Origin of the sequence: Providencia sp. Je.9.19 (assembly GCF_051129765.1) — a bacterium.
In the GTDB taxonomy this organism is placed as follows: domain Bacteria; phylum Pseudomonadota; class Gammaproteobacteria; order Enterobacterales; family Enterobacteriaceae; genus Providencia.
Window position 1 is genome coordinate 101,565 of record NZ_JBCPSS010000002.1, and the last position, 23,648, is coordinate 125,212.

Here is a 23,648-nt window from a genome sequence, read left to right on the forward strand (position 1 = left end):
TCTCCGTTAATAACGTAAACTTGCTTTATGGAGTGTATTAAAGCAGGTAAATCTTAACAGGATCTTAAGAACTCAAATTAAAAAAATATATTTTTAATTTGGCTAATAATAGCTAGTCATCCTTAATATTATAATATAAATATACCAATATTCCGAGATGGAGGAAAAAATGCGAATTCTTTTGGTCGAAGATGACAGGTTAATTGGGGATGGTTTAAAGGTGGGGTTAACGCAGTTAGGTTTTACCGTTGATTGGTTTATGGATGGAAAACAAGGACAGGTAGCTTTATTTGATGCTCCTTATGATGCGGTTGTACTTGATCTCTCACTTCCCGCAATAGATGGTATGGATATTTTAAAGTATTGGCGAAAAGAAGGTCGTGATGAACCCGTTTTAATCTTAACGGCTAGAGATGCGTTGGATCAGCGTGTCCAAGGGTTGCAGCAAGGCGCTGATGATTATCTTTGCAAACCTTTTGCTTTAGTTGAGGTTGCTGCACGCTTACAAGCGCTAAATCGACGCCGTAGTGGCCAGCTTTCTCCTAAACTGACTCACGGTGATGTTGAGCTGGATCCCGTTGCAATGACCGTCACGATGAAGGGTGAATCCATTCAACTTAAGGCTAAAGAGTTCGCATTGTTATCACTTTTTTTACATAACCCTAATAAAGTACTTTCGCGGGCACTGATCGAAGAAAAACTTTATAACTGGGACGAAGAAGTTTCCAGCAATGCGGTTGAAGTGCATATACACCATTTAAGACGCAAGTTAGGTAATAAATTTATTCGAACTATTCATGGCGTTGGTTATCGATTAGGTGATGAGCAATGAAAACATTTAGTTTGAGACTAAAATTAACCTTAACGCTACTTTTACTGGCTTTAATGACTTGGGGAATTGCGAGCTCTCTCGCATGGTATCAAACCTATAAAACGATTAATGAATTATTTGATACTCAGCAAATGGTTTTTGCCAAGCGGTTATCTGTATTACCCTCAGATCTTGAACTTAGCCAGCCTTCACTCGTGAAAACTAAAAAATTATTGCGTAAAAATCGAGGCGATCAGGATGATGATGCCTTAGCATTTGCTATTTTTACACCAAGCGGCGAAATGGTACTCAATGATGATGATAATGGTAAAAAAATACCATTTCAATTTAAGCGAGAAGGATTCACTGAAGGTTTCATTAAAGACAGTAAAGATCCGTGGCGTTTTGTCTGGTTAAAATCACTCGATGATCAATATATCATTGTGGTAGGACAAGAATGGGAATATCGGCAAGAAATGGCAGCAGATATCATGATTGCTCAGTTTATTCCTTGGTTAGTGGCATTGCCTATCATGTTGGTTTTATTTTTAGGGCTATTGACTCGTGCATTAAAGCCATTGCGTGATGTTGCAACTCAGTTAGTTGACCGTAAACCTGATGAATTAACCGCAATTAAAGTGCCAAAGATCCCCAGTGAAGCAAAGCCCATATTAGATGCACTCAATGGTTTATTTGAACGCATTAATCACATGTTTGTACGTGAACGTCAATTCACTTCTGATGCAGCCCATGAGTTACGTAGTCCACTTGCCGCGCTTAAAGTTCAGGCTGAAGTTGTGCAAATTGCCGGAAATGATCGCGCTATTCGAGAACATGCGGTAGCTAATTTATCGGAAGGGATTGATAGAGCAAGTCGGTTAGTCGACCAATTATTGATGCTGTCACGATTGGAATCATCGACTCAGTTGGAAGATGTTGCGCAATTATCATGGATAAATCTGATTGAGTCGTCAGTTAGCGACATAGCGGCAGAAGCACGCGCTAACCAAGTAACATTTGAAACAGTCATTATTAAGGAACCCCCCGTATTTCAAGGTCAGCAACTTTTATTGTCTGTTTTATTAAGAAATTTACTCCATAACGCAATTCGTTATGGTAAAGAAAAAGGCAAAATTGAGTTGATACTTTTTCGTGACCATCTTGAGATTAAAAATGATGGCGATACAGTCCCACCAGAGGTGCTCAGTCGGCTTGGAGAGCGATTCTATCGACCACCGGGACAAGAAAAAACGGGTAGCGGTTTAGGATTGTCGATTGCAAAACGTATTGCACAGCTACATCACATGCGGCTGTTATTTTCAAATGTTGAAGCGGGAGGCTTTTGCGTGAAAATATACTGGGGGTGATGTTAAATACAATCACATTGATATTATTACTTTGCTTGATTATTAACAAAATAGAAATAATTATGCATATTTAATATAAGGGTATTTTAGCATAACTGACTGTAAAAATTGAGATGACTTCCTTGAGGTAAACTTAAACCTAAAGAAGTCATCGGCTAAAAATAATAGGGTATGCTCTTGTGATGTTAATTATTGCCTATTTAGCAAGTTCAGAGACTAATAATCCAAGTACTTTATCAACTTCTTGTTGGCTGAGAGCGCCTTCTTTGAAAAATAATACTTTTCCTTGTTTATTCAAGATGATAATCGCCGAATTCTCAGGTGATAACTCCCATGCACTTTTTACCACACCATCGCTATCAACAATAAATTGTGAGTAAGGGAACTCTTTTTTACTGTCCTCAACGCTATTTTTAACAAACACACCGGTGCCAAAGATAGCATCATCAGTATTGATGATAGTGGTTGTTTGATAGGTATCATGAGGCAGTTTGGCTTGTTTAATTGCTTCAATTAATGGGTTATTAAGCTCTTTCGCAGATGAGCGACCTGCAATGTGTTGAATAGTAAGAACTTTCCCGATGAGTTGTTGGCTTTTCCACGGTTGGTAATCTAGTTTATCTTCATTATTTAATATTAGCTCACCTTTATCGGTGACAGAAACTGAAGGAACTGATTGATTTGTCAGTATATTACTTGCTAATACCGCCGAGGATAGCCCAAACAAACAGATCAAAAGTAAAAATTTTCTTATCATAGGGGTACCTTTAGTTATCGTTTTGATTGTTGATTTTTGTGAATAAAAATCATGCTTTTTGTACTCATACTTATAGCATAGCTCATCGGATGAGCTGCAAGAGGGAAATTAACATTTTTTTAAAATTCAGCATAAACACAAGGTTTGTCGGGGTATTTTTAGATATTTTATAGTGTCATTTTCTGTCAGCGAATTGAATAAAATTGCAATTTTAGAACCAAAAGCTGAATTACTGGTCTATGATTAGTAGCAGTATGAATTAACGGATACCGTAAGAGAACGACCGCAAAAGAACATAGGGGAGAAAAGTTCTAATGAAAATTTTTAACCGCTACAACCCATTTAAGATTGCTCTTTATGTCAAAACCCTCTTCAGTGGCAGACTCTATATAAAGGATTTCGGAGCTTTTGAGTTTAATTATGGGAAGATTTTACCACCCAAGGTTAGTGATAAGCGCCACTATAATGTCATGAGTGAAGTTAACAAGCAGGTGCTTTTACTGCGCACAGAGCTTGGATAGGGCGTTAGGATTAGATTAATAGTTGAATTATTAGTCAAATAGCTAAAGTAACAAAATAGTTAGTTTGATTAATAATAGCGCCACAAAAGTGGCGCATTGAAAGAAATGGCTTTGCTATCAGGCTGGTTTATTATCGCTATCTTTGGTTTGCTTTTTGGTGTTAGCCGTTTCTGTACTGTTTTTTCCAGGTTGAACAATGACAGGTGCTGGAGCATTTGTAATACGTGTCACTAATAGCTGGTCGATTTTGTAATTATCAATATCAACGACTTCAAACTTGTAACCTGCATATTTCACATAGTCAGTGCGTTTAGGCATCTTTCTGAGTCGATACATCATGAAACCCGCAATTGTTTCGTAATTGCTAAAGTCAGGGAAATCATCAATATCTAATGTTCTTTGCACATCTTCGATAGGTGTTCCACCTTCGACTAGCCAAGAATTTTCATCTCTAGCAATAATCTGTTCTTCTTGCCCCGGGTTTGGCCCAATTAAATCGCCCATTAAAGTGATCATCACATCATTAATAGTAATGATACCCATCACGAGTGCATATTCATTTAGAATAACGGCAAAATCGACGGCATTGGCTTTAAATGCTTCTAATGTATCCGATAGTGAAAGTGTATCAGGGATCATCAGGGCACTTCTAATATGTACACCATCTTGCAAGCCTAGGCTTTGACCATTTAGAACGCGATTAAGTAATTCTTTTGAATCGACATAACCAATGACATGGTCAATATCATCTGAGCAGACAAGGAATTTTGAATGGGGCTGTGTCGAAATTTTATGTTTAATGCTGTCTTCTGATTCATGTTTATCAAAGTAAATAATACTTTCACGTGGCGTCATCGCAGATGGAACGGTCCGTGATTCAAGTTCAAATACATTCTCAATTAATTCATGCTCTTGTTTACGTAAAACACCAGCCACAGCACCCGCTTCAACCACCGCAAAAATATCATCAGAAGTAATATCTTCATTACGAGCGATAGGTAATTTAAATAATTTGAGGATCAGGTTTGCTAATCCATTAAAAAACCAGACTAATGGGCTCAGTAGCAGCAGGCAAAAGCGCATCGGATTAACAATACGCATAGCGATCGCTTCAGGTTTTACCATGCCAATACGTTTAGGAATTAAATCAGCAACTAAAATAAATAAACTTGTCACAATGGCAAAAGAGAGAATGGAACCGATTTGTTGTGCCAATGCAGGAGATAAAAACTGAATAAAGAACCCTTGTAATGCGGGGGAAAATGCGGATTCCCCGACAATACCAGCTAAGATAGCCACGGCATTGAGACCAATTTGAACAACAGTAAAAAACATTCCCGGCATTTCTTGTAACTTTAGGACTCGAGCGGCATTAATATTGCCTTCATCAGCCATAAGTTTGAGTTTAATGCGGCGAGAGGCGGCCAGAGATATTTCTGACAAAGAAAAAAATGCGCTTATTGCACATAATAAAAGAACAAACAGCAAACTGTTAAGCATAAGTTATCCAGACACACCTTCAGGAATTTATTGCATTCAACAAAGCCCTGAAGGTATCGTTTCGAATATATAAATATATTAAGTACGTAAATATATTGTAGCGCAATATGCGCGAAGTATATGAGTAGTCGCGCCAGTATAGCATTAGGTTAAATTGTCTGGCTATATATTCGTCATAATTCAAGCTGTAGCGTTGTTGGCTACATTTAATCGCTTAGGTCACATACTTATGTATGCTCCCCAAGACACTTTCATTTGCCGCCTAGCTACAATTTGAATTATTTAGAATATTTAAATTCCAATTCAAGCTGTAGCGTTGTTGGCTACATTTAATCGCTTAGGTCACATGCTTATGTATGCTCCCCAAGACGCTTTCATTTGCCGCCTAGCTACAATTTGAATTATTTAGAATATTTAAATTCCAATTCAAGCTGTAGCGTTGTTGGCTACATTCAATCGCTTAGGTTACATACTTATGTATGCTCCCCAAGACGCTTTCATTTGTCGACTAGCTACAATTTGAATTATTTAGAATATTAATAGAAATTCATTTATTGAAAATAAAATCAAAGGAATAGCTATTGTGGTAAACAAACACCGATCCCACCTAATGCGCAGTAACCATTTGGGTTTTTGTATAAATATTGCTGATGATAATCTTCAGCAAAATAAAATATATCAAGGGGCGCAATTTCAGTGGTAATTGGGCGATTATCATTCTGTTTAATCATTGCTTGTTGATAATCCTGTAGCGTTTTTTCTGCTAATGCAGATTGTTCATCCGATACAGTATAAATCGCTGAGCGATATTGCGTACCAATATCACCACCTTGGCGCATACCTTGAGCGGGATCGTGATTTTCCCAAAATAAAGTTAATAGCTGAGCGTAACTAATGACTTGTGGATCAAATACAATACGTACGGCTTCCGCGTGTCCAGTGAGTCCAGAACATACTTCTTCATAGGTTGGATTTGGCGTGATCCCACCGCAATAGCCTGTAGATGTAGAGTAAACGCCTGTTTGCTGCCAAAATAAGCGCTCTACTCCCCAAAAACAGCCCATAGCAAAGTACGCAGTTTCCGCATTCTTAGGAATAATCTCAATCGAATGATGGTTCACCGCATGGTATGGTGAGGGCGCTATAGCAACTTGTCTACCCGGTAGAGCTTGCGAGTTATTAACTGCGTGAAATTTATTAGAAGACATAATAATTCCTATACATTTGCGTTGAGATAAATATTGTGAGCGCACAAATAAGTTAAAAAATGGGATAAAAACTTGTGTCTATGATCAATTTTACTCAAAATAAATTAATCTGAAGCCTTTAGTCAATCTATCAATCACCTTAGGAGTAGGCGTGTCGAAATACCCTATCATCTGTTTTCTGTGTTTAACTGTGGCTGTGCCTGTGGTGTACGCTGCGAATCTTCGTCTTAATATTGAAGGACTTGAAGGCCAACTAAATCAAAATGTACGAGTGCAACTTTCTAATATTTCACAAGATGAAGTCGTACCAAATGGACGTTTTCGTGCAAGGGTAGAAAAAGCTATTAAAGAAGGTTTAAAGCCTCTTGGCTATTATGAACCTACGGTTGAATTTAGTTATCAGGAAAAAACACCGCCCGCGCGTTCAATATTGACAGCAAAAGTTACGCCAGGAGAACCTATTTTAGTTCAAGGCGTGAAAGTGGAATTAGAAGGTGTGGCGAAGACAGATTCAGATTATGAAAAGATGATCAAAAGTAATACGCCTAAGGACGGTACTATCCAGAATGATGGCGAGTATGAGGATTTTAAAGGTAAGTTTAGTAGTCTTGCTGTTCGTAAAGGTTATTTTGATGCCGTCATGGAGAAAAGCCAGCTAGGTATTTCTCTTGAAAATCATGCGGCCTATTGGGATTTTGATTTTAATAGTGGTAAACGCTATCGTTTTGGATCAATCTCTTATCAAGGTTCACAAATCCGTGAAGACTATCTAAATAACCTTTCTCCATTTAAACCGGGTGAATATTACACTTCTGAGCAATTGGCTGAATTTAACCGTAGGTTGGCTGAAACTGGTTGGTTTAATTCTGCGATTGTGACACCCAATATTGCTAAAGCGAGAGAAGAGAATACAGACGAATTACCGATGGACGGTGTGATGACGCCTCGGGCACAAAACTTCATTGAGCTCGGGGGCGGTTATGGTACTGATGTGGGGCCTCGTGTAAAAACAACGTGGAATAAGCCGTGGGTTAACTCTCGCGGGCAAAGTTTATCTTCCAGTATTAGCTTGTCTCAGCCAGAGCAACTTATTGATGCAAGCTATAAAATTCCGTTAAAAGCGAATCCACTCGAACAATACTATGCCGTTCAAGGCGGGTTTAAACGTACCGATTTAAACGATACTCAATCGAATACCACGACATTAAACGTTTCACGTAACTGGGACTATTCAACGGGTTGGCAATATGGCGTGAATATGCGTTGGATGCTCAGTAGCTTTACCCAAGCAGATATCACAAATACTACCATGTTGCTTTATCCTGGCGCCAATGTGAGCCGTATTCGCCAGCGTGGTGGCGTCATGCCAACATGGGGTGATAGCCAACGTTATTCAATTGATTACTCAAATAAAATTTGGGGTTCAGATATTGATTTTCTTGTATTACAAACTAAGCATGTGTGGATCAGAACACCATGGGAAGGCCACCGCTTTATCTTGCGTGGTAATTTAGGGTGGATAGAAACCAATGCTTTTGACAAAGTACCACCAGACCTACGTTTCTTTGCGGGTGGTGATGGTAGTGTTCGCGGTTATGGTTATCAAAAAATCTCACCTGAAGATAGCAAGGGTAAATTGACGGGCGCTTCTAAATTAGCTGTCGGTTCGATGGAATATCAATACAATTTTACGGGTAATTGGTGGGGGGCGACCTTTATTGATTCCGGTGAAGCCGTGAATGATATTAAAACCAGTGATTTTAAAACGGGTGCCGGTATCGGACTGCGTTGGGTATCTCCTGTTGGACCTATCAAATTTGACCTCGCAACACCGATTGGCGATCCTGATAATAACAAAATTCAGTTTTACATCGGTTTGGGGACAGAACTATGAAATGGATGAAGTGGTTTAAATGGATCAGTATTTCCATTTTATTAATTCTAGTTCTTATTATTGCTGCTCTAAGCTGGGTATTGGGAACACAATCAGGTTTACATTTTGCCTTAAATTCGGCCACACGTTGGGTGCCTGAACTAAAGATCCAATCAATTGAAGGGGATATTAGTAATTTAACGTTATCGGGTGTGCAATATCAAATGCCTGGTGTTGATGTTAATGCGCAAAAACTTCATTTGGCCTTACGTTTAGGTTGTTTAACTCGCCGTGAAGTATGCATCGATACACTTTCTACTGATAATGTTACCGTTAATATCGATACAACCGCATTCCCTCCTTCAGAAGAAACACCGCCATCGGAGCCATTAACAGCCTTAAATGCACCACTGACTATTCGCTTGAATCAGTTATCGTTGGTTTCAACTCATGTCAATGTGGATGGCATGACGATTGATTTAGCGAAATTCTCGACAGGGATAACGTGGCAGAAAAAGGCCATGACTATTATTCCAACCGATATTATTGATTTAGCAATTAATTTACCGGTAATGGAAGAGGCGGCGAAAGAACAAGCTGAGGCACCGGTTACAGAAATACCTATCAATGAACAGGAATCGATAGGTGATGAACTAAAAGCCTTATTTGCTAAGCCATTGCTAGCGCAATTACCTGAGATAATTTTACCAGTAGATCTCAATGTTGAAGGTATTAACGCCTCTAATTTTCAATTGAAAGGCAGTACTGACCTTACTATTAATCGCCTTTATTTGAGCCTATCAAATGATGGGCAAAATGTATTATTAAAACAGCTTGAAGTAGATGCGCCTGAAGGTAATTTAGCTTTATCAGGAACTGCAACATTAAAAGATAAGTGGCCAGTATCTATTTCTGTGGTGGGGGAAAGCCGTTTAGAGGATCTCAATGGGCAGAAAGTTGATTTATCGCTAAAAGGTAGCTTGTTAGATGAGCTCAAATTAGCACTGAATTTAAACGGTCCGATTAATGCCACATTAGAGGCAGAAACAGATTTGAGTCAGGCTGATTTCCCAATATTGCTCACGCTCGAAAGTGATAAGTTGACTTGGCCGCTAGTCGGAGAATCGCAATATCAGCTTGATGGAACACGTTTACGCCTAAATGGCCGCCCATCAGCTTACGATTTATCTCTACGCTCTGCAATTACAGGGCAAGATTTACCACCATCAACCTTAATGTTAGATGCCAAAGGTAATGAAGAACAAATCAATTTAACGCGTTTGCGTTTAGCTGCATTACAAGGGAATGCTGATATTACAGGCGTTGCGGATTGGAGCAAAGCTATTAGCTGGAATGCAGTATTGACATTATCGGGAATTAATACAGCTAAACAATGGCCTGAATGGCCGGCAAAAGTCGATGGTAAAGTGGCGACTCGCGGCAGTTTATATGGTGGTAGTTGGCAGCTTGAAATCCCTGAAATTGCCCTCGACGGTAATGTTAAAAATAATCTCTTAAAAGCACGTGGACAAGCTAAAGGTAATGCCGCAGGCCAATGGGATATTCCTAATTTCAATTTAGCGTTAGGTAAAAATAACGTTGATATTAAAGGATCGCTGGCGGATAAATGGAATTTAGATGCAAAAATTAATGCGCCCGCACTAAATGGCCTATTGCCAGGATTAGGGGGGGTAATTGCCGGTGATATTAAATTACGCGGTAATTTACAAACGCCTCAAGCCGTCGCCAATATCACGGGACGTAATGTAAGGTGGCAAGACAGCCTATCAATCGAGAATGTGGTTATCAAAGGGGATGTTGCGACGGGCGAGCAAATTAAGGGGGAGTTATCTGTTGTATTGCGTCAGTTAAGGCAAGCAGATATCGTTATCAGTAACTTGACCTTAGATGCGAAAGGCAGCGAGAAACAACATACCTTAAAATTAAATATGAAAGGTGAGCCAGTTTCAGGGCAACTTGCCCTAGCGGGCAGTTTTGATAGAAACACTGAGATTTGGAAAGGTAATCTTAACAATACCTTGTTTGATACTGTCGTGGGCGAATGGCGATTAAATAAAGCCATGTCGCTAAATTATACGAATCAAACACAGGAAGTGGTGATTGGAACACATTGCTGGGTAAACCCAAATGCACGTTTGTGTGTACCTAAGCCTATCAAAGCTGGTAAGAGTGGTAGTGCCGATATTGTATTAGAACGCTTTGATTTAGCGATGATTAAACCATTTATGCCAAAAGATACGCGGGTAAATGGCGTCTTTAGTGGTAAAGCAAATGCGGTTTGGAAAGAAGGTGGCAGTCTACCGCAAGTGAAACTTGATCTTCAAGGTGATGGTATTAAAGCTACACAATTCGTGGATGGCACACGGTTACCATTTGAATTTCAAACTCTCACACTAAGCGCGGCCTTGAAAAATGGTAAAGCTGACCTTAATTGGTTATTTAAGATAGCGAATAACGGGCAGCTTAAAGGCAACGTTCAAATTTCTGATTTAGAAAAGCGCCGTTTGCTAGCAGGCAACATTGAAATAAATTCAATTACATTGGATTTAATCAAGCCCATGTTAGGGCATAAAGAAGTCGCGAACGGTAGCTTGAATGCGAACTTGCGTTTAGGGGGATCTGCTAATAACCCATTGATGAATGGTAATTTATCTTTATCAAACTTAGAAATTAAATCAGCCATGATCCCATTTGACATTAAAAGTGGTCGTTTAGGTGTGACGTTTAATGGGGCAAGTTCGGTGATGAGTGGGCAAATCAATACGCCAGAAGGTTATCTGAATATCGATGGTGAGGCGGATTGGCGTAACGTAGATGCGTGGCGTGCAAAAATCATGGCTCGAGGTAACAATTTACGTGTTTCCTTGCCACCGATGATTAAAATTGATGTGCAACCTGATTTAGTTTTTGAAGCATCACCTACGTTACTGGTTTTAAATGGGAGCGTGACAATCCCATGGGCTCGTATTACAGTGCAAGAACTGCCTGAGTCAGCGGTTAGTGCCTCCTCTGATGTCGTTATGCTTGATAGTAACTTGCAGCCAATTGAGGAAAAAGCACCTTCGATTCCTATCCAAACAAATTTGGATATTAAAATTGGTAATGACGTTAGGTTGGATGCATTTGGGTTAAAAGCCCGATTAACAGGTTTATTAAAAGTTACGCAGAGTAAACAGGGACTTAGCCTAAACGGACAAATCGATATTCCTACAGGTCGTTTCCGTGCCTATGGGCAAGATTTGCTCGTACGTAAAGGTTTAATTCAGTTCTCAGGCCCCGCTGATCAGCCATTTTTAAATCTGGAAGCGATTCGTAATCCAGATAATACGGCAGATGATGTCGTTGCGGGTGTTAGAGTCACAGGGCTTGCAGACAAACCGAAAGTAGAGATATTTTCAGAACCCACTAAATCACAGCAAGAAGCACTATCCTATTTGTTAAGAGGGGAAGGTTTGGATAGCGGTGATGCAAATGGCTCCCAAATGACATCTATGCTAATTGGCCTTGGTGTTGCACAGAGCGGGCAGTTAGTGGGTAAAATTGGTGAAACATTTGGTGTATCTGATTTGGCTGTTGATACGCAAGGTGTGGGAGACGGTTCCCAAGTTGTGGTGAGTGGCAAAATTACCAATGACTTACAAGTCAAATACGGCGTTGGGATATTTGACTCATTGGCAACATTGACTCTGCGCTATCGTTTAATGCCAAAACTTTATTTGGAAGCGGTGTCTGGTGTAAACCAGGCCTTGGATCTCCTTTATCAATTTGAGTTTTAAATTATGCGAGTGATTGTTTATGGTAGTTTAAGGCGCCAGCAGGGAAATCATCACTGGATGACCTATGCTCAACTGTTAGGAGAGCATACACTAGAAGGCTATGAGCTCTATGATCTAGGGTATTATCCTGCGGTCGTTAAAGGAAATGGTTCGATTGAATGTGAAGTTTATCGTATCAATCCGTCTATTTTAACTGAGTTAGATGAGCTGAAAAAAAACTCACAGGACTACGTCAGAGAGTTAATTCCGACGCCATACGGTAATGCTTGGATTTATCTGTATAGGTACTCTGTTGATGGTTTGCGCCACATTAAGAGCGGTGATTGGCTCAAGCGAGATGAAGAAGCGGGCCAATAAGAGTTATAGTCCGTTAATTAAAATCATAGAAGTGATGAAAGTTATAGAACGCTGGCGGATGTGCCGGCGTTTTTTTAAGTTTTGAGTCGAAAAAACGGTAGCCTAAAAATAGAAAGAACAAAAAAAAAGTTCTGACCTTGGCCAGAACTTTGATTTTCTTAAAGAGAATAAACTATTTTTTTGCAGCGCGTTCGAAAGAAGCGATGATCTCTGCTTTAGCAGCATTGATATCATCCCATCCGTCAACTTTTACCCACTTACCTTTTTCAAGATCTTTATAGTGTTCAAAGAAGTGAGTGATTTGTGCACGCAGTAATTCTGGCAGGTCGTTCACATCTTTGATGTGATCGTATTCTTTGCTCAGTTTTGTGTGTGGAACAGCAACTAGTTTCGCATCTTCACCTGATTCATCCGTCATTTTCAGCACGCCAACTGGACGGCAACGGATCACTGAACCTGGTTGTAATGGGTAAGGTGTTGGTACTAATACATCGACAGGATCGCCATCTAATGACAGCGTGTTGTTGATGTAACCATAGTTGCATGGATAGAACATCGCAGTAGACATAAAGCGGTCTACAAATAGAGCGCCAGATTCTTTATCCACTTCATATTTGATTGGATCTGCGTTAGCAGGGATTTCAATGATAACGTAGATATCATCAGGCAGATCTTTACCTGCCGGTACATTGTTCAGGCCCATGAAAAGTATCCTTTAATGTTATAAACCAATCTATCTATTATTGCTCAAATTGCATTTGTACGGGCTTAGTTTATGGCCGTTATACAACTTGAATTCCCTAGAGTAGATAATGTGGCAAATATTATAGCTGTAAAGAGGGACGAATTCATTGAAAAAAGTGAATAAAGAAGGCGGGGTGAGCCCGCCTTGATATTCATATATCGAGTGCTAAGAGATATTACTCAGAATCTGGAAATTCACGCATAAATGATTCTGCTTTTTCAACCATCGACTTCGTACCGACAAAGAAAGGTGCACGTTGGTGTAATTCAGTAGGGATTATGTCCAGGATACGATTCACGCCGTCACTTGCTTTACCATGTGCTTGTTCAGCTAAGAATGCAATTGGGTTGCACTCATACAGTAAACGCAGTTTTCCATTAGGATGGCTTGCGGTACTCGGGTAGATATAAATTCCACCTTTGAGTAAGTTACGATGGAAATCAGCCACTAAAGAGCCAATATAGCGTGTGGTATAAGGACGACCTGTCGCTTCATCTTGTTCCTGGCAGTATTTAATATACTTTTTAACGCCCATTGGGAACTTGATGTAGTTACCTTCGTTAATCGAGTACATTTTGCCTTCTGCCGGATACATTACTTTTTCGTGAGAAAGGCAGAAAACACCTAATGATGGGTCATAGGTGAATGCATGAACGCCACAACCGGTCGTATAAACCAGCATTGTAGAAGAACCGTAAACGACATAACCTGCAGCAACTTGACGATGACCTGGCTGTAGGAAATCAGCCTCAGTAACCGATTGCCCGATTGGTGTAATACGATGGTAAATTGAGAAAATTGTACCAACGGAAACGTTTACATCGATATTTGAAGAACCATCTAGTGGGTCCATTAAAACGACATATTTTGCGTTTTCTGCACGGTCACCTTCGAAAATGACAATTTCATCTTCTTCTTCAGAGGCGATACCGGCGACTTCTCCACGCGCTTTCAAAGCCGCTTTCAGCTTTTCATTTGCATACAGGTCGAGCTTCATCTGAACTTCGCCTTGAACATTTGACACACCACTTGTGCCAAGAATGTCTACAAGTCCAGCTTTGTTAATATCACGATGGATAATTTTAGCGCCCAGTTTGATTGCTGACAGTAATGCAGTCAGCTCTCCTGTTGCATGAGAAAATTCGTGTTGCTTTTCGACGATGAATTCGCCTAATGTTTTCATGACGAAGGTCCTGAATAAAATTGACAGAGGTTTGAGGGCTTATTGTACCCTTGCGCGAGGAGTTTAACTAAATAAAGAAAAGATTAATAGGTTAATGCATTTATAAAGCGGCTATTGATGGGTAGAATGGTGACAAACCTCATGCTATTGGATGAAACATAATGCACATACATATTTTAGGGATATGCGGCACCTTTATGGGAAGCTTAGCAATATTGGCTCGTTCTTTAGGCTATAAAGTCACAGGCTCGGATGCAAACGTGTATCCACCGATGAGCACGTTGCTTGAAAAACAAGGTATTGAACTTATTCAAGGCTATGATCCCGCTCAGCTAAGTCCTGAGCCTGACATGGTTGTTATTGGTAATGCAATGACACGTGGTAACCCTTGTGTTGAAGCTGTATTAGAAAGAGGCTTACCATATACATCGGGTCCTCAATGGTTACATGAACATGTTTTACCTGAGCGTTGGGTACTCGCAGTAGCTGGTACTCATGGAAAAACCACAACAGCAGGTATGTTGGCTTGGATACTTGAAGATTGTGGCTACAAACCAGGCTTTTTAATCGGTGGTGTACCGGGCAATTTTGAAGTCTCTGCTCAAATCGGTGATAGCCCATTTTTTGTTATTGAGGCAGATGAGTACGATTGTGCTTTCTTTGATAAGCGCTCTAAATTTGTGCATTACAGCCCAAAAACCTTGGTGTTAAATAACCTTGAGTTTGATCATGCTGATATTTTCGAAAACCTAGAAGCGATTCAAAAGCAATTCCATCACTTGGTGCGTATCGTGCCGGGTAGTGGAAAAATTTTCATGCCAGACAATGATAGTAACCTAAAACAGGTTATTGGTATGGGATGTTGGAGCGAACAAGAGCTAGTTGGTGACAGTGGCGAGTGGCAAGCTAAAAAATTAAATCATGATGGCAGCCATTATGAAGTTTATTATCAACAACAAAGTGTTGGTGAAGTGAATTGGGTCCAAGTTGGTAATCATAATATTCAAAATGGTTTGATGGCGATTGCTGCTGCGCACCATGTTGGAGTACCGGCCAAAGAAGCTTGCCTTGCTTTAGATAAATTTATTAACGCACGACGTCGCCTTGAATTACGTGGTGTTGAATTTGGTGTTAATGTTTATGATGACTTTGCCCATCATCCAACAGCAATTTTAGCGACGTTAGAAGCATTACGCAGCAAAGTTGGTGGTACTTCACGTATCATTGCCGTACTTGAACCTCGTTCGAATACCATGAAAATGGGGATCAATAAAAATGATATTGCGCCTGCATTAGGTCGCGCTGATGAAGTATTCTTATTCCAACCTGCTAATATTCCTTGGATGGTTACGGATATTGCTGAAAATTGTGTGCAACCTGCGCGTTGGAGTGCAGATATTGATGTTTTGGCTAATATGGTCATTGAAACCGCTCAGCCAGGAGACTATATCCTTGTCATGAGTAACGGTGATTTCGGTGGTATTCATGGCAAATTACTGGCGGGTTTGAAGAGCAAGGCTGATATTGAAATAGAAGAGTAGCGCTTATAAGTAACAAAGCCCTCGCTAAATATTAAACTACACCCCAAAAGTTGGATAGTCACTTTGGGGTGTTTTTCTATGTTTAAGATTTATTTAATTTTTAAAGCTCTATCCCAAAGACTTTCACTTCCATTTCCATTTCCACAATTCAAAAAAGAGATCTTTGTTTCTTGTTTTAAACTTCCCATATAACAATCAAGTGAATCAGTGAATAAGTGAAATAGACAACCTACTGCGATTGCTTTTAGTTTCCATGATGGTATTAAAAATAAGCAAACATAGGCAATTGCTGCCCAAACCGTATGCATAGGATGAAAACCGATGCCGCAACGATTAGGATCAAAAATTGGCGTCGCCAGTAAATGATCTAAATCGATAGCCATTGTCGATATCATGATTAATGATGCTAATTTCCAATTTTTTCGCCAAAATAGATAGCCAAAAAGAATCGGAACCAGAAAGTGGAAACCGTAGTGTACGATGTTTCTAAAGATCTCAAATATCACAATATAATCTCAATCTTATGATTTATAACTCAATTAATTATTTATTTTCATGTGATTTAAATAATTAATTTTGCACTAACTCGCGTAACTAACTTTGATAAACAAAAAGAGGGAAAATGATATTTCCCCCTCTTTAATCGCTATCTCAATGATAATAATCAGATAGCGCTTGGAAAATGCATTGTGTGAATTTAAAGCTCTTGATCAAACAGCGTTAATATTGCTTCGTAAAGTTCAAGAGTGGTGAAATTATTCGCTGGGGTAGAGAAAATAGTGTCATCACCTGCAATACTACCAAGGATACCTTCTGCTTTACCTAAAGAATCTAACAAACGTGCAATAAGTTGGGCTGCACCAGGACTTGTTCTAATCACTACAACCGAGTGGTTGTAATCAATATCAAGTACAAGATTTTTAAGTGGGCTCGTTGCTGTCGGAACGCCAGGCTCTGATGGTAGGCAGTAAACCATTTCCATTTTGGCATTACGCGTGCGAACCGCGCCAAACTTAGTTAGCATTCTGGAAATTTTAGATTGATTAATGTTATCAAAGCCTTGTTCTTGAAGCGCAATCACTATCTCGGCTTGAGAACTGAATTTTTCTTCTTTAAGTAGGGCTTTAAAAGCCTTAACCAAGTCTTCTTGTTTAGACGGTGTACGCATAATTAACCCATTCTTTGGCATTAAACTAAGTTGTATTATCCGTAAATGTGCATTTTTATGCAACAAAATTGCGTTATGACCGTTTTATAAGCAGCAAGGAATTAATTTTTTACGATTTAAGTGATATATTTTACAGCGACAAAAACTGGCTTATATTAAATTAGCGATGTGAAAATATAATATAGAGTATTAATAAATTTACCTGAGAAAATTGTGAGAATATTGTTAATTTTCTGGTCTTTGTTCGAATAATAAACAGCGAAAACAACTTATTGTGCGAAATACAATAGTGAGAAAAACTATTTGTTAAAAAAGTGCCCGTTATCTCATTAACAGATAAGGAATTTGTTTAGAATAGTGAAAATTAGTATACAAATTATCTCGCGTTAATATCTCTCTATATCTGTTAAGAAATTGTTTTTTATACGTAATGTGTTTAGTGCATAATTAGATGAATTCATATTTTTGAAAGTACAATTTAAGGAGTTTCAGAATGAAAGTTGCAGTCCTAGGTGCAGCAGGTGGTATCGGTCAGGCTCTAGCCCTTCTTCTCAAAAATCAGCTTCCAGCAGGTTCAGAACTCTCTCTCTATGACATCGCACCCGTTACTCCAGGTGTTGCCGCCGACCTTAGCCACATCCCAACAGATGTTAAGGTTGTTGGTTTTGCCGGTGAAGATGCCACTCCAGCGCTAAAAGGTGCTGATGTTGTTCTGATTTCTGCGGGTGTTGCGCGTAAACCAGGAATGGATCGCTCTGACCTGTTTAATGTTAACGCAGGCATCGTACGTAATCTGACTCAACAAATAGCGGTGACCTGTCCAAAAGCGCTCATTGGGATTATTACTAACCCAGTTAATACCACTGTGGCAATTGCTGCAGAAGTGCTGAAAAAAGCAGGCGTTTATGATAAAAACCGTTTATTTGGTGTGACTACACTGGATATTATTCGTTCTAATACTTTTGTCGCTGAATTAAAAGGCAAAAAAACACACGAAATTGAAGTGCCTGTTATTGGTGGCCACTCTGGTGTCACCATTTTGCCTCTACTGTCTCAAGTGAAAGGTGTTAGCTTCACTGATGAAGAAGTGGCAGCGCTAACTAAGCGTATCCAAAACGCAGGGACTGAAGTTGTTGAAGCTAAAGCAGGTGGCGGTTCTGCAACTTTGTCTATGGGACAAGCAGCTGCACGTCTGGGTTTATCATTGATCCGTGGACTGCAAGGCGAAAGCAATGTTGTTGAGTGCGTATACACAGAAGGTGAAGGTGCACATGCACGTTTCTTTGCTCAACCTGTTCTGCTCGGTAAAAACGGTATTGAAAAACACTTGCCTATCGGTGAACTAAGCGCATTTGAACAAAAAGCACTGACTGAAATGTTAGATGTATTGAAAGGCGATATCGAGTTAGGTGAAAAATTTATCAATAATTAATATTGATAAATGAATTGCTCATGAGCAATTCTTATAGATTGTCCTAAAATGTGTCGTTAATAACTAAGGTTGAGCCTCTATACTTAAAGCTCAACCTTTTTTTATTTTTAAAAAATTTTCATTTGATTGAAAGATGCTAGATAGCGATGACTTGATCATTATGATTCAACCGCTATAACATAACGAGGTAACGATAAGCTTTAAAATATGAAATGTCTTAAAACTGGAATGATATTACACATCCCACATAGTCTTTATAATTTCATACTTAGATATGGCGCCTAAATACCTTTAAGAATGAATATATTTGTCTGTTAGATAAATTTATCGTATTAGTTAAGTCATTTTTTATATTATTAGCTATAAATGAAGCCATGTCTAAAGACAGTCAAAAGATAAAAGCCGTATTTCTGTGTACTACAACCCCAAAATGGCATATCACTGACGGCTTTTGTCTTTGCCTATTCTCAGATTAAATCAGGTGACCGCTCTCTAACCTTCCTTTCTAATAAATCACCTGTAATTGAGTCATAATAACGGCTTGGCCAAATCTCTGATGGGTGTATTCCTAAAAAATTAGCAATAATCCACTCACCTTTAGGCCAAGGTCGTGAAAGTGCATTTGCAAGTGTTGAAGAGCTTAATCCTGCTCCTCGAGAAATTGCGGCGAGTGTTGTTCCACGCTTACGTAAAGCTGCGATGATATCTGCTGGATGCCAGTCGGATTTCCGTAAAATCATTTTTTAGTCCTTTTTTCACTCAGAATCATGTAGAGTTAGTGGTACATGTAACAGGGTATTGTGATACATTCAGTGTAATCTCCCTGTTATTGGAAATAAAATAACAGAATTTTCTCAAAAAGATTTCTAAATTTTTCTTAAAGTTCAGTTTTATGAAACTGTCGTTGTTTTTATGAAATATATAGAAACTTGGAAATGATAATTGTGAAATAAGCTAATGCTTTGAAAGTAAAACTAACTATTATTAGTTAGTTGTGTAAATGACGTATTTAACGGTTGTCCTTACTTGTATATATAATACCTATATAGTTTTTATGAATTTTGTCTTGGCTATTAACGGTTACGCTATTTAATTAGCTGTTATTAAAAGAAATTAAAATATAAATAACATATATGCTTTATATATTATTTTGTACTAATAAAAAAAAGAATGATTCAACGAGGTTTTAAGAAAATATAGATAGTTTTCAGCAACTGTAAACAAGTTGCCATCATGACTAGGAGGGTCAGTTATGTATAAGGAGTGGTTAATGGCAAAAGAGTTAGTTGGATTACAAGGACTTCCAATGACAACTCAAGGTGTTAATGCTATGGCAAGGCGAGAAAATTGGATTAGTCGTAAAAGAAAAGGTATCCAAGGAAAGGCTTTGGAATATCATGTTAGTTCTTTGCCAATCGATATTTTTGAACATCACTTTGCCAATGAAACGCCGGCTATCTACCAAGTGAAACGTAATGATAACTCATCTATTTGGCAAGAAGTATATAACCAGCTTTCTAGTGATGAACGAGCGCTTATCTTAGCCTTTATTATACGAGAAGGTGCTCTAGCATTAGTTGATTTAATTAATAAAAAATAATTAGCAGAACATTAAGACGAAAATAATTAATTTATAAAAACAATATTATCTTTAGCCTAAAATGCCTTAACAGATAATAATTTATTATAGCTACAGCAGCTAGTTTCATAATATAAGCGTGAATGTGAAAATATGAAAAAATTGTGGTTCACTGCGAAAGAGTTAGCAGGATTAGAGGGTCTTCCAACTTCGCCTCAAGGGGTTAACTTGATGGCAAGAAGAGAAGGCTGGAAAAATCGTCGGAAAAGAGGCGTTCAAGGAAAGGCTGTAGAGTACTATGCCGAGAGTTTACCTGGGGAAATACAAGGTCAATTAAGTCTTGGTGAACCTCCTGCGCCTTACCAAAGCAAAAGGACGGACGCCTTACAAATATGGTCAGAAGCTTACTACCAATTAACGGAAACTGAGCGCAATACTATCGTAAAATATATTTTACGATATGGGCTATCATCACTTCTTGCCCGAATAGAAGAGGAAGAAAAAAGGGTGAAATAGCTTCACCCTTTTTTAAACAAAAATAGCTAACCTATGAGTGGCGCTGGATAGCAACCTGTGCAAGGCTGACTAATGCGTCTTTATATACTGAGTTTTCAATCACACTTAAAGCATCAACCGCTTTTTGAGATTCTTGCTGAGCACGTGCATAGGTATATTCTAATGAACCACAACGCTTCATTGTTGCAAGCACAGTATCTAATAAATGACGCCCATTCCCTTGCTCAATTGCTTGGCGAATTAAAGCTGATTCCTCTTCATTACCATGTTGCATAGCATGGAGAAGAGGTAATGTAGGTTTCCCTTCATCAAGATCATCGCCTGTATTTTTACCTAACTGGGTATTATCAGCGTCATAATCAAGCAGATCGTCAATCAATTGGAATGCAGTACCAATGTAACGACCATAATTCTGTAAAGCTTTCTCTTGTTCAGGTGTTGCATTGGCTAAAATTGCTGATGCATGCGCCGCAGCTTCAAATAAACGCGCCGTTTTACTGTAGATAACTTGCATATAGTTTTCTTCAGTAATATTAGGATCGTTGCAGTTCATCAGCTGTAATACTTCACCTTCCGCGATCACATTAGTTGCTTCAGACATCAATTTGAGCACGCGCATTGAATCAAGATCCGTCATCATTTGAAAGGATCGAGTGTAAATAAAGTCGCCAACTAGTACGCTTGCAGCATTACCAAAAACTGCATTTGCCGTTTGTTTTCCTCGACGCATATCTGATTCATCGACAACATCATCATGTAATAGAGTGGCTGTGTGGATAAACTCAATTAAAGCGGCTACTTGGATGTGTTTTTGGCCTGAATAACCTAAGGATCGACCTGCGAGTATCGCGATCATCGGACGGATCCTTTTTCCACCACCACTCACGATGTAATAACCAAGCTGATTAATCAACGCGACATCTGAATTCAATTGGCTGAGGATCACTTCGTTAACCGCTGACATATCTTCAGTTGTTAGTTCAATAATAGATTCTAAATTCATCGTAAATTATTCATATTATTAGTTTTAGTTCATTCCCTGAATACAAAAAAGGGAAATCGATAGCACATGTATGGTGTAAGCATAACATTATTAATTATAAGATTATCAGGTGTAATGCAAAAAATGTTTAAATAAGTAACAATTTGAGTTATCAATGATAAATCGGCCTCAAAAAGAGAGTCTTGATAAAAAAGTCGTATTTTTTATAATCTGACTGCATTATTGGCTTGTGTTCTGGTGCTTTTTTGCGTAGAATTCGCGCCCTATTGTGAATATTTTATAGCGTGCTCTGGAATTGAAATATTTAGCGAGTACGCGGAAAGCGGAGTTAATATGTACGCGGTTTTCCAAAGTGGTGGTAAACAACACCGAGTTAGCGAAGGTCAAACTGTCCGCCTAGAAAAGCTGGACATCGCAACAGGTGAAACTGTTGAATTTGATCAAGTTCTGATGGTAGCTAATGGCGACGAGATCCAAATCGGCGCTCCTGTCGTTGAAGGCGTTAAAGTGAAAGCGGAAGTGGTTGCACACGGTCGTGGCGAGAAAATTAAAATCGTCAAGTTCCGTCGTCGTAAACATAGCCGTAAACAACAGGGTCACCGTCAGTGGTTCACTGATGTTAAGATCACTGGCATCGCTTAAGATTAGGAGAGCAGATTAATGGCACATAAAAAGGCTGGCGGCTCGACCCGTAATGGTCGCGACTCAGAAGCTAAACGTCTGGGTGTGAAACGTTTCGGTGGTGAAGCTGTATTAGCAGGTAGCATCATTGTTCGTCAACGTGGTACTAAGTTCCACGCAGGTAGCAACGTAGGTTGTGGCCGTGACCACACTCTGTTCGCTCTGGCGGACGGTAAAGTTAAATTTGAAGTTAAAGGTCCTAATAATCGTAAATTTATCAGTATCGAAGCTGAATAAGTTTTCTGACTTTTAATTTAGAATTAAAGCCCTGCAAAACTTTTTGCGGGGCTTTTTATATTTAAAATACGCCATCTCTGGGTAAAACTGCCATCCAGCTCTATAATGGCTAGATACGGAGAAAAATAATGAAATTTGTAGATGAAGCCAAAATATTGGTTGTGGCGGGAGATGGCGGCAATGGTTGTGTCAGCTTTCGTCGTGAAAAATATATCCCAAAAGGCGGGCCTGATGGTGGTGATGGTGGTGATGGTGGTGATGTCTATTTACAGGCAGATGAAAACCTCAACACGCTAATCGACTACCGTTTTGAAAAATCGTTCCGCGCGGAACGTGGTCAAAATGGCCAAAGCCGTGAATGTACTGGTAGACGTGGTCAAGATATCACGATTAAAGTCCCTGTAGGTACGCGTGTACGCGATCTTGGTACTAACGAAGTACTTAGTGACATGACTCGTCATGAACAGCGTCATATGGTTGCTAAGGGCGGTTTCCATGGCCTTGGTAATACTCGCTTTAAAACATCAGTAAACCGTGCTCCACGTCAACGTACCATGGGTACCAAAGGCGAAGAACGCGAACTCATGTTAGAATTGCTGCTGTTAGCTGATGTCGGTATGTTAGGAATGCCGAATGCGGGTAAATCAACCTTCATTCGTTCTGTTTCAGCAGCAAAACCAAAAGTTGCAGATTATCCATTTACTACCTTAGTACCAAGCTTGGGTGTTGTACGCATGGATAACCAACAAAGTTTTGTGGTTGCTGATATTCCAGGTTTGATCGAAGGTGCTGCTGAAGGTGCTGGTTTAGGAATTCAATTTCTTAAACATTTAGAGCGTTGCCGTGTCTTGTTGCATTTGATCGACATCTGTCCAATCGATGAAACTGATCCTGTTGAAAATGCGAAGATCATCATCGGTGAGCTAGAAAAATACAGCGAAAAATTAGCCGCAAAACCGCGTTGGTTAGTTTTCAATAAAATTGATATTTTAGGTGAAGAAGAATCAGCAAAACGTGCTGCTGAGATCGCTAAAGCCATGGGTTGGGAAGAGAAGTACTACATGATCTCTGCCGTAAATCATGAAGGCGTCAAAGCATTATGTTGGGATATCATGGAGTTCATGAATACTCAACCACGTAATATGCTAACAACAGAAGATGAGCTGCAACCAGAAAAAATTGAATTTATGTGGGATGACTATCATAAAGAGCAATTGGCTGAAGCTGAAGAAGTTGATGAAGACTGGGATGATGATTGGGACGAAGAAGACGATGAAGGTATCGAGTTCATCTACCAAAAATAGTTAATACCAGCTAATTAGCATTAGCGATAAATAAAAGGCGCAAGATTCCGTATGTAACATTAGGAATT

At 39.3% G+C, this 23,648-nt stretch carries 22 protein-coding genes; 13 read left to right on the forward strand and 9 right to left on the reverse strand.

Features of this window, described 5'->3' with window-relative positions; genetic code table 11:
- The first annotated feature begins 169 nt into the window (after positions 1-169).
- Both qseB and qseC read left to right on the forward strand, forming a co-directional pair.
- The gene (gene qseB / locus AAZR93_RS09650; RefSeq protein WP_434719696.1) at positions 170-832 is read left to right on the forward strand and encodes a quorum sensing response regulator transcription factor QseB; all 663 of its coding nucleotides are present in this window, start codon (positions 170-172) and stop codon (positions 830-832) included.
- Entirely contained in the window at positions 829-2,178 is a 1,350-nt protein-coding gene (qseC, locus tag AAZR93_RS09655) for a quorum sensing histidine kinase QseC (RefSeq protein WP_434719697.1), read from the forward strand. The genes qseB and qseC overlap by 4 nt, the downstream gene beginning before the upstream one ends.
- A gap of 196 nt (positions 2,179-2,374) precedes the next feature.
- On the opposite strand, the gene AAZR93_RS09660 is transcribed toward qseC, so the two are convergent.
- The gene (locus AAZR93_RS09660; RefSeq protein WP_434719698.1) at positions 2,375-2,935 is read right to left on the reverse strand and encodes a YtfJ family protein; all 561 of its coding nucleotides are present in this window, start codon (positions 2,933-2,935) and stop codon (positions 2,375-2,377) included.
- 314 nt (positions 2,936-3,249) lie between these two features.
- On the opposite strand from AAZR93_RS09660, the gene AAZR93_RS09665 reads away from it, so the two are divergent.
- Complete coding sequence (locus AAZR93_RS09665; protein ID WP_294104215.1) at positions 3,250-3,456, forward strand: DUF1107 domain-containing protein; 207 nt, start codon at positions 3,250-3,252, stop codon at positions 3,454-3,456.
- A 117-nt stretch (positions 3,457-3,573) separates the two neighbouring features.
- On the opposite strand, the gene AAZR93_RS09670 is transcribed toward AAZR93_RS09665, so the two are convergent.
- Both AAZR93_RS09670 and msrA read right to left on the reverse strand, forming a co-directional pair.
- On the reverse strand, positions 3,574-4,956 hold the full coding sequence (locus AAZR93_RS09670; RefSeq protein ID WP_336429357.1) for a hemolysin family protein: 1,383 nt from the start codon (positions 4,954-4,956) through the stop codon (positions 3,574-3,576).
- 578 nt (positions 4,957-5,534) lie between these two features.
- Positions 5,535-6,164, reverse strand: a complete 630-nt coding sequence (gene msrA / locus AAZR93_RS09675; RefSeq protein ID WP_434719699.1) for a peptide-methionine (S)-S-oxide reductase MsrA — start codon at positions 6,162-6,164, stop codon at positions 5,535-5,537.
- A 151-nt stretch (positions 6,165-6,315) separates the two neighbouring features.
- Between msrA and tamA the strand changes: the two genes are divergently transcribed.
- The 3 genes from tamA to AAZR93_RS09690 are packed head-to-tail and all read left to right on the forward strand — an operon-like array spanning position 6,316 to position 12,191.
- Positions 6,316-8,058 (forward strand): autotransporter assembly complex protein TamA, encoded by a 1,743-nt coding sequence (gene tamA, locus AAZR93_RS09680; protein ID WP_434719700.1) that lies wholly within the window; start codon positions 6,316-6,318, stop codon positions 8,056-8,058.
- Positions 8,055-11,834 (forward strand): autotransporter assembly complex protein TamB, encoded by a 3,780-nt coding sequence (tamB, locus tag AAZR93_RS09685; protein WP_434719701.1) that lies wholly within the window; start codon positions 8,055-8,057, stop codon positions 11,832-11,834. The genes tamA and tamB overlap by 4 nt, the downstream gene beginning before the upstream one ends.
- Before the next feature lie 3 nt (positions 11,835-11,837).
- On the forward strand, positions 11,838-12,191 hold the full coding sequence (locus tag AAZR93_RS09690) for a gamma-glutamylcyclotransferase family protein (protein ID WP_434719702.1): 354 nt from the start codon (positions 11,838-11,840) through the stop codon (positions 12,189-12,191).
- A gap of 172 nt (positions 12,192-12,363) precedes the next feature.
- Here the strand turns inward: AAZR93_RS09690 and ppa are convergent, their stop codons facing one another.
- Together ppa and fbp are read right to left on the reverse strand one after the other, a co-directional pair.
- Positions 12,364-12,894 (reverse strand): inorganic diphosphatase, encoded by a 531-nt coding sequence (gene ppa / locus AAZR93_RS09695; protein WP_294104206.1) that lies wholly within the window; start codon positions 12,892-12,894, stop codon positions 12,364-12,366.
- A 217-nt stretch (positions 12,895-13,111) separates the two neighbouring features.
- Complete coding sequence (gene fbp / locus AAZR93_RS09700) at positions 13,112-14,119, reverse strand: class 1 fructose-bisphosphatase (RefSeq protein WP_294104204.1); 1,008 nt, start codon at positions 14,117-14,119, stop codon at positions 13,112-13,114.
- A gap of 161 nt (positions 14,120-14,280) precedes the next feature.
- On the opposite strand from fbp, the gene mpl reads away from it, so the two are divergent.
- Entirely contained in the window at positions 14,281-15,660 is a 1,380-nt protein-coding gene (mpl, locus tag AAZR93_RS09705) for a UDP-N-acetylmuramate:L-alanyl-gamma-D-glutamyl-meso-diaminopimelate ligase (protein ID WP_294104202.1), read from the forward strand.
- An 89-nt stretch (positions 15,661-15,749) separates the two neighbouring features.
- Here mpl and AAZR93_RS09710 read toward each other — a convergent pair whose 3' ends face one another.
- Both AAZR93_RS09710 and argR read right to left on the reverse strand, forming a co-directional pair.
- Entirely contained in the window at positions 15,750-16,166 is a 417-nt protein-coding gene (locus AAZR93_RS09710) for a DUF6122 family protein (RefSeq protein ID WP_434719703.1), read from the reverse strand.
- 191 nt (positions 16,167-16,357) lie between these two features.
- The gene (argR, locus tag AAZR93_RS09715; RefSeq protein ID WP_294104200.1) at positions 16,358-16,828 is read right to left on the reverse strand and encodes a transcriptional regulator ArgR; all 471 of its coding nucleotides are present in this window, start codon (positions 16,826-16,828) and stop codon (positions 16,358-16,360) included.
- Positions 16,829-17,321: 493 nt separating this feature from the next.
- Between argR and mdh the strand changes: the two genes are divergently transcribed.
- Positions 17,322-18,260, forward strand: a complete 939-nt coding sequence (gene mdh / locus AAZR93_RS09720) for a malate dehydrogenase (RefSeq protein ID WP_294104198.1) — start codon at positions 17,322-17,324, stop codon at positions 18,258-18,260.
- 467 nt (positions 18,261-18,727) lie between these two features.
- On the opposite strand, the gene AAZR93_RS09725 is transcribed toward mdh, so the two are convergent.
- Positions 18,728-19,000, reverse strand: coding sequence for a helix-turn-helix domain-containing protein (locus AAZR93_RS09725; protein ID WP_336429347.1), 273 nt, complete (start codon positions 18,998-19,000; stop codon positions 18,728-18,730).
- A 512-nt stretch (positions 19,001-19,512) separates the two neighbouring features.
- Between AAZR93_RS09725 and AAZR93_RS09730 the strand changes: the two genes are divergently transcribed.
- Together AAZR93_RS09730 and AAZR93_RS09735 are read left to right on the forward strand one after the other, a co-directional pair.
- Positions 19,513-19,860: a DNA-binding protein gene (locus AAZR93_RS09730; protein WP_294104194.1), complete on the forward strand. Its 348-nt coding sequence runs from the start codon at positions 19,513-19,515 to the stop codon at positions 19,858-19,860.
- A 132-nt stretch (positions 19,861-19,992) separates the two neighbouring features.
- Positions 19,993-20,355, forward strand: coding sequence for a DNA-binding protein (locus AAZR93_RS09735; protein ID WP_294104192.1), 363 nt, complete (start codon positions 19,993-19,995; stop codon positions 20,353-20,355).
- Between the two features lie 31 nt (positions 20,356-20,386).
- Here the strand turns inward: AAZR93_RS09735 and ispB are convergent, their stop codons facing one another.
- Positions 20,387-21,358, reverse strand: coding sequence for an octaprenyl diphosphate synthase (ispB, locus tag AAZR93_RS09740; protein WP_434719704.1), 972 nt, complete (start codon positions 21,356-21,358; stop codon positions 20,387-20,389).
- 333 nt (positions 21,359-21,691) lie between these two features.
- Here ispB and rplU point away from each other — a divergent pair, with 333 nt between their 5' ends.
- From rplU to cgtA, 3 genes are all read left to right on the forward strand, one after another.
- On the forward strand, positions 21,692-22,000 hold the full coding sequence (gene rplU / locus AAZR93_RS09745; RefSeq protein WP_294104188.1) for a 50S ribosomal protein L21: 309 nt from the start codon (positions 21,692-21,694) through the stop codon (positions 21,998-22,000).
- Between the two features lie 18 nt (positions 22,001-22,018).
- Positions 22,019-22,276: a 50S ribosomal protein L27 gene (rpmA, locus tag AAZR93_RS09750; protein ID WP_219244886.1), complete on the forward strand. Its 258-nt coding sequence runs from the start codon at positions 22,019-22,021 to the stop codon at positions 22,274-22,276.
- Between the two features lie 128 nt (positions 22,277-22,404).
- Positions 22,405-23,580: an Obg family GTPase CgtA gene (gene cgtA / locus AAZR93_RS09755; protein WP_294104180.1), complete on the forward strand. Its 1,176-nt coding sequence runs from the start codon at positions 22,405-22,407 to the stop codon at positions 23,578-23,580.
- The last annotated feature ends 68 nt before the right edge of the window (positions 23,581-23,648 follow it).

Excerpts from the sequence above, each read along its gene's own strand:
- cgtA (WP_294104180.1), top strand. The coding sequence starts at position 22,405 with ATGAAATTTGTAGATGAAGCCAAAATATTGGTTGTGGCGGGAGATGGC.
- fbp (WP_294104204.1), bottom strand. The coding sequence starts at position 14,119 with ATGAAAACATTAGGCGAATTCATCGTCGAAAAGCAACACGAATTTTCT.
- ispB (WP_434719704.1), bottom strand. The coding sequence starts at position 21,358 with ATGAATTTAGAATCTATTATTGAACTAACAACTGAAGATATGTCAGCG.
- AAZR93_RS09730 (WP_294104194.1), top strand. The coding sequence starts at position 19,513 with ATGTATAAGGAGTGGTTAATGGCAAAAGAGTTAGTTGGATTACAAGGA.
- argR (WP_294104200.1), bottom strand. The coding sequence starts at position 16,828 with ATGCGTACACCGTCTAAACAAGAAGACTTGGTTAAGGCTTTTAAAGCC.
- qseB (WP_434719696.1), top strand. The coding sequence starts at position 170 with ATGCGAATTCTTTTGGTCGAAGATGACAGGTTAATTGGGGATGGTTTA.
- mdh (WP_294104198.1), top strand. The coding sequence starts at position 17,322 with ATGAAAGTTGCAGTCCTAGGTGCAGCAGGTGGTATCGGTCAGGCTCTA.
- AAZR93_RS09725 (WP_336429347.1), bottom strand. The coding sequence starts at position 19,000 with ATGATTTTACGGAAATCCGACTGGCATCCAGCAGATATCATCGCAGCT.
- AAZR93_RS09690 (WP_434719702.1), top strand. The coding sequence starts at position 11,838 with ATGCGAGTGATTGTTTATGGTAGTTTAAGGCGCCAGCAGGGAAATCAT.
- AAZR93_RS09670 (WP_336429357.1), bottom strand. The coding sequence starts at position 4,956 with ATGCTTAACAGTTTGCTGTTTGTTCTTTTATTATGTGCAATAAGCGCA.
- AAZR93_RS09660 (WP_434719698.1), bottom strand. The coding sequence starts at position 2,935 with ATGATAAGAAAATTTTTACTTTTGATCTGTTTGTTTGGGCTATCCTCG.
- ppa (WP_294104206.1), bottom strand. The coding sequence starts at position 12,894 with ATGGGCCTGAACAATGTACCGGCAGGTAAAGATCTGCCTGATGATATC.
- qseC (WP_434719697.1), top strand. The coding sequence starts at position 829 with ATGAAAACATTTAGTTTGAGACTAAAATTAACCTTAACGCTACTTTTA.
- tamB (WP_434719701.1), top strand. The coding sequence starts at position 8,055 with ATGAAATGGATGAAGTGGTTTAAATGGATCAGTATTTCCATTTTATTA.
- mpl (WP_294104202.1), top strand. The coding sequence starts at position 14,281 with ATGCACATACATATTTTAGGGATATGCGGCACCTTTATGGGAAGCTTA.
- msrA (WP_434719699.1), bottom strand. The coding sequence starts at position 6,164 with ATGTCTTCTAATAAATTTCACGCAGTTAATAACTCGCAAGCTCTACCG.
- AAZR93_RS09735 (WP_294104192.1), top strand. The coding sequence starts at position 19,993 with ATGAAAAAATTGTGGTTCACTGCGAAAGAGTTAGCAGGATTAGAGGGT.
- AAZR93_RS09665 (WP_294104215.1), top strand. The coding sequence starts at position 3,250 with ATGAAAATTTTTAACCGCTACAACCCATTTAAGATTGCTCTTTATGTC.
- rplU (WP_294104188.1), top strand. The coding sequence starts at position 21,692 with ATGTACGCGGTTTTCCAAAGTGGTGGTAAACAACACCGAGTTAGCGAA.
- rpmA (WP_219244886.1), top strand. The coding sequence starts at position 22,019 with ATGGCACATAAAAAGGCTGGCGGCTCGACCCGTAATGGTCGCGACTCA.